The following is a 2,696-nucleotide window of genomic DNA, read 5'->3' as shown; positions in this document are numbered from 1 at the left end:
CGATCACACCGAAGACGTCGAGCTCCAGCTCGGTTTGCGCACCGGTGACATCGGTCAAAGTCGCCCGCAGCCGACGTTGGCGCATCTGTTCGTCGTAGTCGGCGTGGTGGTCGATGTGACGGACCGGGTGGGTAACTCCGTCCCGCACGACGTAGCCGGCGAAACCCCACTCGCCCTTGGCGATCCAAATCCAACCATTGAGCGCCCGGCCCGATTCGGTGTAAGCGACGAACCATTTCCAATGCTGAGGGACGCCCCAGTCACGAACCCCCCAGGAATGGTCACGATGTCCCATTCGGTCCCACTCGATCCGGCGGCCCGCAACTTCAAGCCCTCCACGCACTCGCCCGGTCTGCTCGATCCGGTTCACCGCAAACCACGAGGGCAGCCCGTCCGGATTGCAGTGGTAGCTGAACGCATCGTGAATGCCATTGAACCCGAACTCGATTCGCACATCGTCGCGGTCGTAGGTCAACACGCAGGACTTGCGCAACTCCGGCTGCGTGAGCGTCAGCCCGTCGAACGAGAAATCGTCGAGGTCGGCCTGGTCGGGTACCCGCCCTTGGTGAAGGTGCAGCGCCAAAGGGCGCGCATCCGGCCCCCAGATGCAGACGTTATAGCCGGCCTTTCCGCTACCGGTCAGGTAGAGGTAGACCTGCACGCCGAGTTCTTCTTCCGGCATGATCAGCTCCCAGAACAGGCTGTCACGCGTTCTCTCCCCGGCCATTGGCCGGTGCCGGAGGTCGTCAGCGGGGCCGAGCCCGTCGCGCAGCTCTTCCGATGCGGTCACTGTGACTGCTCCTGCAGCTTCCGCAGTGCGCTGCGGGTGGCCGGCGCCTGCAGGGCTAGCGCCTGGCCGCGGGTGTCCATCTCCAGCGCGGACCTGAAGGAGTTGTTCTCGAGATTGCGGACCAGCGCATTCTTGGTGGATCTCGTGCTGTCGTCGGAGTTTTCCGCGATGGTTTCGGCAAGCTCGATCGCCGCGTCGAGCGCGCTGCCCGTCTCGGCGAGCCGGTCGGCCAGTCCGATGCGCTGGGCTTCGACGGCCCGTACTGTGCGTCCGGTGAACGCCAACTCGGCGGCCCGGCCGGGTCCGATCAGCCGGGCCAGGTTCCACGATGTGCCGAGTTCGCCGATGGACAAACCGACCCGAACGAACCCGGCGCTGAAACTGGCGGTGTGGTCTGCGAGCCGGATGTCAGCGGCCAGTGCCAACGACAGACCACCACCGGCCGCCGGGCCGCTGACCGCGGCGATCACCGGGTACGGCAGGGCGCGCAACCCGGTGGACCCGGCGGCAGCGGTCTCTACAAGGTCGGTGAATTCCGAGACCGACATCCGGGTGAGGACATCGACCTCGTCCAGGTCGAAGCCGGTGCAGAACGCCTTTCCGCCGGCCCCGGTGATGATCAGCGCACGCAGCGGCGCGTTCCGCAACATGGCTGTCGCCCAGGCGATTTCGCCGAACATTTCCACCGTTTGCGAATTCGCGCGATGTGGCCGGTTCACTGACATCACAACGATGCCGGGGCGATGCTCGTCGAAGGTCAGGGTGCGTGCCGTGCGCACCTCGTCGAGGACGTCGGCCAGCGGGCGCCGCGACACTCTATTCCAGCGTGATGTGGCGGTGCTCATGTTCACCGCCCGGAGAAGTTCGGTGGCCGCTTGGCTTTGAAGGCTTGCAGTGCCTCGGTCATGTCGTCACAGCGCGTCAGCAGTGCCTGTCCGCGGTTCTCCAGTTCGAGCGCCGCAGCGAAGGAGGCGACTTCCATGTTGGCCTGCAACGCCCGTTTGGACATCCGGATGCCGCCGGGGGAGTTGGCGCAGATCTGAGCCGCCATGGCTAGCGTTTGGTCGGGCAGGTCGTCCGGACCGGTCACCCGGTTGAGCAGGCCGAGCCGCTCTGCCTCATCGGCCTCGACCATACGACCCGTGAAACCGATTTCCGCAGCGGCCGACGGACCGATCAGCCGCGGCAGCAGCCAGGAGGCGCCCAGGTCGCCCGCCGAAAGCCCGATCCGCACGAACGCGGCATTGAACTTAGCCGCAGGCGACCCAAGCCGGATATCGGCCATCAGGGTGAGCGACATGCCGCCACCAGCGGCGGGGCCGTTCACCGCGGCGATCACCGGTACCGGTATTGTCCGCACGGCGCTGAGCGCGCGGGCCGCGCGCTCCTGGCGGTCGAGCATGCCCAGGGCCGACAACGAGGCGAGTTCCTCGGCTTCGTCGAGGTCGTAGCCCGCACAGAACGCCCGGCCCGCACCGGTAAGGATCACTACCCGGATATCGTGATCGTCGCCGATCGCGCGCGCGACCGATTCGAGTTCGTTGAACATGGTCACCGTCATCGCGTTGAACCGGTCGGGCCGGTTCAACGTCACCTGGACCACGGTGGCCGCGGGGGACTCGAGAAGCAATGTCTCATAACGCTGTTCGAGATCAATCATCGGAAGTCCTTCTGATCAGACGAATTCGGGAGCGCGCTTGTCGATAAACGCCCGGATGCCCTCGACTGCCTCGCCCTGTTCGAACACCCCTTGGACCTGTTCGGCCTCAAAGTGCAGACCTTCCGACAGCGGCCGGTCGTACGCCGCGGCCACCGTCCGGACAACCGCGCGCTGCGCGGGCGATGAAGCGGCGCACAGTTCGCGGGCCAGTTCCCGCGCGGCGGCCGCTGCGGTGCCCGCCGGCAC

Annotated in this window: 3 protein-coding genes and 1 pseudogene; all 4 read right to left on the bottom strand. The window is 66.2% G+C overall.

What is annotated here, in order from left to right:
* Positions 1 to 790: DUF7064 domain-containing protein (locus tag WAN71_RS18575; RefSeq protein ID WP_422226738.1), on the bottom strand; the 790-nt coding region annotated here is incomplete at its 3' end.
* Entirely contained in the window at positions 787 to 1,635 is an 849-nt protein-coding gene (locus WAN71_RS18570; protein WP_422226737.1) for an enoyl-CoA hydratase/isomerase family protein, read from the bottom strand. The genes WAN71_RS18575 and WAN71_RS18570, both read right to left, overlap by 4 nt.
* Positions 1,636 to 1,637: 2 nt before the next feature.
* Entirely contained in the window at positions 1,638 to 2,450 is an 813-nt protein-coding gene (locus WAN71_RS18565; RefSeq protein WP_422226736.1) for an enoyl-CoA hydratase/isomerase family protein, read from the bottom strand.
* Between the two features lie 15 nt (positions 2,451 to 2,465).
* A pseudogene (locus WAN71_RS18560) lies at positions 2,466 to 2,696 on the bottom strand (enoyl-CoA hydratase); the annotation flags it as partial.

The organism is Mycobacterium sp., from assembly GCF_049280035.1.
In the GTDB taxonomy this organism is placed as follows: domain Bacteria; phylum Actinomycetota; class Actinomycetes; order Mycobacteriales; family Mycobacteriaceae; genus Mycobacterium.
Note: the sequence above shows the minus strand (reverse complement) of the source record. Positions and strands in the feature narration are given on the sequence as shown.